Source organism: Pseudarthrobacter sp., assembly GCF_036675385.1.
GTDB lineage: Bacteria > Actinomycetota > Actinomycetes > Actinomycetales > Micrococcaceae > Arthrobacter.
This window is the reverse complement of record NZ_JAKFFD010000189.1, coordinates 1-6363: the sequence shown is the minus strand read 5'-3', so window position 1 is coordinate 6363 and position 6363 is coordinate 1. Positions and strand designations below refer to the sequence as shown.

Below are 6363 nucleotides of genomic sequence, written 5' to 3'. Positions count from 1 at the left end.
GTTACCTTACGTGAACTGGTGTTTCCACTGCCGTTGTTGGTGAAACGGCGCGGCCCTACCGTTGATTCATGGCAATTCAGGATATTTACCCCACAGCGCTGCGGCTGCTCGGCCGCCCCGTGCTGGTGGTGGGCGGCGGTCCCGTGGCAGCCCGCCGCGCCAAGGGTCTGCTCGACGCCGGTGCCCGGGTCACCGTCGTGGCTCCCGTTGCCTCCGCCGCGCTCCGCGAACTGGCCGACGCCGGCCTCCTCACCTGGGAGCCGCGCACTTACCTTCCCTCCGACGTCGACGGCGTCTGGTTCGTCCAGACGGCCACCGGCGATCCCGCCGTGGACACCCAGGTGTCGGCCGACGCCGAGGCGCAGCGCATCTGGTGCGTCAACGCCTCCGACCACGAAGCCTCAGCCGCGTGGACGCCCGCCGTCGCTGTGGTTGATGACGTGCAGATCGCCGTGAACGCCGGGGGCGACCCGCGCCGTGCCATGGCCCTGCGTGACGCCGTCGCCACCGCACTGGAGACCGGCGACCTCCCGCTCCGCCGGAAGCGTGCCCACCGGGGCTCCGTTGCCCTTGTGGGTGGCGGGCCCGGCGACACCGGCCTCATCACCGTCCGCGGCCGCAGGCTGCTCGGCCAGGCCGACGTCGTGGTGGCAGACCGCCTCGGCCCGCGCGGACTGCTCAACGAACTTGCCCCCGACGTCCGCGTCATCGAGGTGGGCAAGGCTCCCGGCCACCATCCCGTTCCGCAGTCCGAGATCAACCGCATCCTTGTGGACGAAGCCCTGAAGGGGCACCGCGTGGTCCGGCTCAAGGGCGGCGATCCGTACGTCCTGGGCCGCGGCGGCGAGGAAGCCGAATACTGCCGGCAGCACGGCGTCGAGGTTGAAGTGGTTTCCGGCGTGACGTCCGCGATCTCCGTCCCGGCCGCCGCCGGCATCCCCGTGACCCACCGCGGCCTGGCCAAGGGTTTCAGTGTTGTCACCGGCCACGAGGAGCTGTCCGAGGTCCCCGCCCGGGCAGATCACACCATCATCCTGCTGATGGGCGTGGCCGCACTTCGGGATTCCGCTGCCGCCCTGGCCGGCGCCGGTTTGCCTCAGGACACTCCAGTTGGCATCGTTGAGAACGGCTATCTGCCGAATCAGCGCGTGACGATCGGCACCCTCGGTTCCATCGCCGACCAGGCGGAAGCCACCGGCGTCGCAAATCCTGCTGTGATTGTGATCGGCGACGTTGTCCGCGTCAGCCCGTTCGCGCCGTCGCACTTCAGGACAGCGGACTACAGCACCACCACCCCGAACAAGCCCCGTACCACCCGAGTTCTAACCCCCTGAAATCCATCGATTGCTCCGCAACTGCCCTTATGAAGGCTCAAAAGGGCACCTACGGAGCAACCGATGCAGAAGATAAAGGAACACAGCCGTGTCATCAAGCACCTCCGTAGGATCTGCCGAGCGTCCGCTGCGCGTTGCCGTTGTAGGCTCCGGCCCGGCCGGCGTCTACGCCGCGGACATCCTCACCAAGAGCGAAGCCGTCAAGAGCGGCGAGCTGACCGTGAGCATCGACCTCTTTGACCGCTACCCGGCACCCTACGGCCTGATCCGCTACGGCGTGGCCCCGGACCACCCGCGCATCAAGGGCATCGTCAACGCCCTGCACAAGGTCCTGGACCGCGGCGACATCCGCTTCTTCGGCAACGTGGATTACGGCACGGACATCTCCATCGAGGACCTCCGCACGCACTATGACGCCGTCATCTTCGCCACCGGCGCCATCAAGGACGCGGACCTGAACATCCCGGGCATCGAGCTGGACGGCTCCTACGGCGGCGCGGACTTCGTCTCCTGGTACGACGGCCACCCCGACGTAGCCCGCGAATGGCCGCTGGACGCCAAGGAAATCGCCGTGATCGGCAACGGCAACGTGGCCCTGGACGTGGCCCGCATGCTCTCCAAGCACGCCGACGACCTGCTGGTCTCTGAAATCCCGGACAACGTCTACGCCGGCCTGAAGAACTCGCCGGTCACGGACGTGCACGTCTTCGGCCGCCGCGGCCCGGCCCAGGTCAAGTTCACGCCGCTGGAGCTCCGCGAGCTGTCCCACTCCAAGGACGTGGACATCATCCTGTACGCCGAGGACTTCGAGTTCGACGAGGAATCGGACCGCCTGATCCAGAGCAACAACCAGGTCAAGACCATGGTGGGCACCCTCACCAACTGGATCGCCGAGCAGCCCGAGGACCTCTCCGAGCTGACCGCTTCCCGGCGCCTGCACCTGCACTTCCTGCACAGCCCGGTGGAAATTTACGACGACGCCGTGACGCCGGGCAAGGTTGCCGGCATGAAGTTCGAGCGCACCGAGCTGGACGGCACCGGCAACGCGCGCGGCACCGGCGAGTTCGTGGACTACCCGGTCCAGGCCGTCTACCGCTCGATCGGCTACTTCGGTTCGGCGCTGCCGGAGATCGAGTTCGACCACAAGAAGGGCGTGGTACCGAACGACGGCGGCCGCGTCCTGGATGCCGCCGGCACCCAAGTGCCGGGCATCTACGCCACCGGCTGGATCAAGCGCGGACCGGTCGGCCTGATCGGCCACACCAAGGGCGACGCCCTTGAGACCGTGACGTACCTGCTGGAGGACCGCGAAAACCTTCCGGTCGCCGCTGTTCCCGAGGCGGATGCCGTCGTCGAACTCCTCGACGCCCGCGGCGTGAAGTTCACCAGCTGGGAAGGCTGGCTGGCACTGGACGCCCACGAACTCGCCCTCGGCTCCGCTGCCACGGAGGCCGGCGGATCGCATGGTGTAGAGGTCAAGCGGGAGCGCATCAAGGTGGTGCCGCGCGAGGACATGGTGGCCATCTCCCGCGACGGCGTAGCCGCGAACGTCTAACCGGCGCCCCGGACCCAACGCGGGGTCACTTCCTGCCCAATAATCACGGTTTATTGGGCAGGAAGTGACCCCGCGTTGCTTTAACGTCCTGGCCTAGCTTGGCAGGGCGACTATTACGCGCAGCCCAGCTGAACGTCGGGCTTTCGCAATATTACTAAGTGTGCTTACCATGGCATCTCGGAAGCAAGTTCGACGTTAGGGAGCCACAACATGGCAGGAAATCTTTTTGCCCGGTCCATTCACGATCTGAGCGCTGCGGCATGGTTCGGCGGCGCGCTGATGGGAGCCATCGGTCTGAACGGGGCGACGGCGGAGGCCAAGGATCCGACGGAACGCACCCGTCTTTCGAGCGCAGGCTGGATGAAGTGGGCTCCGATCCAGACGGCGGCATTCGCCTCCCACTTGGTGGCTGACCTCGCCATCGCCTGGGAGAACAAGGGACGCATCGCCAAGCAGGACGGAGTTGCCCGCGACACGGCGATCAAGACGGCGGTCACGGTTGCCGGTGCCGCCGTGACGCTCTACGCCGGCATCCTTGGCAAGAAGGTGGAGAAGCTCGCGGACCAGGGCAGCGAGGGCGCCACCGAACCCAGGCCGGGAGCCTCGGACGAGTTGAAGTCAGCACAGGAGCAGCTCAAGTTGCTGCAATGGGCCATTCCGGCGTTCGCCGCGGCCGTGATTATCCTCGGCGCCAAGCACGGCGAGATGCAGCGGCCCAAGAACGTATTCCAGGGCCTCCGCCCCTAAGCGGTAGCGGCAGTACTAGGACGCGGCAACGCCCGACGGCGGTTCGGCACCCAGGTGCCGGACCGTCGTCGGGCGCTGTTGTTGCGACGCGCAAAGCCGTTCGCGACGCGCAGGTTTCTTGGCGCACTCGATATTTCCAGCGCGTCAGGGAATAGGCGCGTCGATTTTGAAAATCCGGCTCAGGCCGGCTGGCTGGCGGGCGGCGGGAGGTCCGGATTCATGTCCTCAAGGTTCGGATCCTCAGCGGTCCACACCTGAATGACAGCCCAGATTACGGCCGCCATGGGGACGGACAGGACCGCGCCGATGATGCCCGCCAGGATGGTGCCGGCAGTCAGCGCCATCAGGATCACCAGGGCGTGAAGCTGGAGTGACTTGCCCATCACGATCGGCTGCAGCAGGTCGCCTTCCAACTGGTTCACGGCGATCACCACGGCCACCACGATCAGCGCCACCACCGGACCGTTGGCCACGAGGGCCACCAGGGCCGCGAGGATGCCGGCCACCGTGGCTCCCACCAGCGGGATGAAAGCGGTCATGAAGATGATGATGGCCAGCGGGAACGCCAGCGGAACCTGGAGGATCAGGAGCGCGGCGCCGATGGCCACGGCATCCACCAGGGCCACGATGGCGGTGCCGCGGACGTAGCCGCCCAGGACTTCGAGGGTGCGGCTGCCCACCCGGCGGAGTTTTGCTTCCCGCTGCCCGCTGAAGGGACGCAGGAAGAAGTTCCAGATTTTCGCGCCGTCCTTGAGGAAGAAGAACAGGATGACCACCATCAGTGCGCTCCCGGCCAGGAACTCCGTCACCACGGACAGTCCGGTGATGGCACCCGAGCGGACCTGGCTGCTGGTGGCAAACTGGATGATCCCCTCCCGGGCCTGGTTCAGCTGCTCCCGGTCGATCGGAATTGGACCGGTGAGCAGGAACTGCTCCAGCTCGTCCAGCCCCGAGGAGGCTTGCTGCGCCAGCTCGGCCCACTGGCTCCGGACGGAGAAGTAGATGACCGTCCCGACGCCTGCCAGCAGGAGCAGGAGCGCCACAAACGCCAGTCCTGTGGCCGCGGCGCCCGGCAGGCCGCGGCGGCGGAGCACGTTGACGAACGGGCCGATGGCCGCGGCAAGGATCAGGGCGATCAGGACCGGAATGACCAGAAGCTTGATCTGCATCAGGGCGTACACAGAGGCCACGGCCACTGCCAGGATCAGCAGGACCTGGGCCGAGCGGATCCCGACTCTTCCGAATCCATCGGCCCACAGCGCGCCGGGCGGCTTCCGCTCCCGCGGCTTCGCCGGCGTCACTTCACCCGGCGTCACTTCACTCGGGGTCTCTTCACCCGGGGTCTCTTCACCCGAAGTCTCTTCGTTCGGGGCCTGGTGGGTTGCTCGTGACATCGAAACTCCTGGTCATCGGCGGGCATCCAGGATGCGGGCGGCACCCGGGGCGTAACTACCTGCGTCAGGTAGTAAGCCTACTGATGTGGCTGGCCTGCGGAGAAACCCCACCTCTGCGCGCCTCTGGAAGTAGGTTGGGCCACCACGCAGGAACTGGACCTACGCCCGCAGCCACTCCGCGCAGGTGTTCAGGTTCTGGTTGACGCTGGCCACCGCGGCGTCGGCGTCGTGGGCCTCGATCGCGTCCACCAGGGCCCCGTGGCCCTCGTACGTGAGGCCGTCCAGCCGGCCCTTGCGTTGCTGCTTGAGCAGGTCCTGGTGGAACACGTCGCCGAAACTGACGTAGAGCTCGTGCAGCAGCGGGTTCCCGGTGGCCTGGGCAACGCGGGCGTGGAAGTCCCAGTCGGCCCGGGCCCAACCCTCGAAGTCCCCGGCGTTCCAGGCGACCTCCCGGGTGGCGAGCACGGCACGCAGGGCGGCGACGTCGTCGGCCGTTGCGTTCCGGGCGGCCAGGCGCGCGGCCTGGGTGTCCAGGCCCAGCCGGACCTCGAGGATGTGTTCGTCCGTGTGGTCCTGGTACATACGCCGGGCGGCGCCGGACATCTCGCTGGTGGCGCGGACGTAGGTGCCGTCGCCCCGGCGGACCTCCAGCATCCCGCTGTGGGCCAGGGCCCTGATGGCCTCGCGCAACGTGCCGCGCGAGACGCCCAGGCCCTGCATCAGTTCCGGCTCGGCGGGGATGCGCTGGTCAAGGGGCCACTCGCCGGAGTGGATCATCTGCCGGAGTTTGGCGGTGACCTCGTCGGCGAGGGGCTGGCGGTGCGAGGTGCTCAGGGTCATGGCGTCCTACTTCTTCAGGCCGGACAAGGGGGCGCGTGAAATCAGGTGGGCCACCACCACTTGGGCCACGGCAAGGCCCAGCAGGAGTGCCACTGGAAGCGACCAGCCGCCGGTGCCGCTGAACAGCAGACCGGCGCCGAAGGGGCCCGCCGTGGCCAGCAGATAGCCGGTGGACTGTGCCAGGGTGGACAGGGCTGTGGTCTCGGCGGTGCTTGTCCCGCTCCGGCTTATCATCACCATCACCAGCGGGAAAATGCCCAGGCCGAAGCCGAGCAGGACGGTGGGAATGATGGCCAGGCCCACCGGCACAACCAGCAGTGACGCCAGGCCGGCCACCATAGTGATGCTGACCAGATATAGCGCCGGCCGAAGCATCCGGGGCCGCGAGCCGATGGCGAGCAGCACCATGCCGGCAGGCACGGAGACCAGCTGCATCAGCCCGTACATCAGGCCGCTGTCCGCTGAGCTGAGGCCCATGCTGATCAGCATGGAC

At 67.3% G+C, this 6363-nt stretch carries 5 protein-coding genes and 1 pseudogene; 3 read left to right on the top strand and 3 right to left on the bottom strand.

Annotated elements, in window-relative coordinates; genetic code table 11:
* Positions 1 to 68: 68 nt before the first annotated feature.
* From cobA to V6M49_RS16090, 3 genes are all read left to right on the top strand, one after another.
* The gene (cobA, locus tag V6M49_RS16100) at positions 69 to 1334 is read left to right on the top strand and encodes a uroporphyrinogen-III C-methyltransferase (RefSeq protein WP_332762014.1); all 1266 of its coding nucleotides are present in this window, start codon (positions 69 to 71) and stop codon (positions 1332 to 1334) included.
* 88 nt (positions 1335 to 1422) lie between these two features.
* A complete protein-coding gene (locus tag V6M49_RS16095) occupies positions 1423 to 2889 on the top strand; it encodes an FAD-dependent oxidoreductase (RefSeq protein ID WP_332762012.1) in 1467 nt (488 codons plus the stop codon).
* Positions 2890 to 3099: 210 nt separating this feature from the next.
* Entirely contained in the window at positions 3100 to 3636 is a 537-nt protein-coding gene (locus tag V6M49_RS16090) for a hypothetical protein (protein ID WP_332762011.1), read from the top strand.
* A 179-nt stretch (positions 3637 to 3815) separates the two neighbouring features.
* Here the strand turns inward: V6M49_RS16090 and V6M49_RS16085 are convergent, their stop codons facing one another.
* From V6M49_RS16085 to V6M49_RS16075, 3 genes and pseudogenes are all read right to left on the bottom strand, one after another.
* Positions 3816 to 5030 (bottom strand): AI-2E family transporter, encoded by a 1215-nt coding sequence (locus V6M49_RS16085; protein ID WP_332762010.1) that lies wholly within the window; start codon positions 5028 to 5030, stop codon positions 3816 to 3818.
* A 159-nt stretch (positions 5031 to 5189) separates the two neighbouring features.
* Positions 5190 to 5870 (bottom strand): FadR/GntR family transcriptional regulator, encoded by a 681-nt coding sequence (locus tag V6M49_RS16080; RefSeq protein ID WP_332762008.1) that lies wholly within the window; start codon positions 5868 to 5870, stop codon positions 5190 to 5192.
* A gap of 6 nt (positions 5871 to 5876) precedes the next feature.
* Positions 5877 to 6363 (bottom strand): annotated as a pseudogene (locus V6M49_RS16075) (MFS transporter); the annotation flags it as partial.

Coding starts and splice junctions, on each gene's coding strand:
- cobA (WP_332762014.1), top strand. CDS start 69: ATGGCAATTCAGGATATTTACCCCACAGCGCTGCGGCTGCTCGGCCGC.
- V6M49_RS16090 (WP_332762011.1), top strand. CDS start 3,100: ATGGCAGGAAATCTTTTTGCCCGGTCCATTCACGATCTGAGCGCTGCG.
- V6M49_RS16085 (WP_332762010.1), bottom strand. CDS start 5,030: ATGTCACGAGCAACCCACCAGGCCCCGAACGAAGAGACTTCGGGTGAA.
- V6M49_RS16080 (WP_332762008.1), bottom strand. CDS start 5,870: ATGACCCTGAGCACCTCGCACCGCCAGCCCCTCGCCGACGAGGTCACC.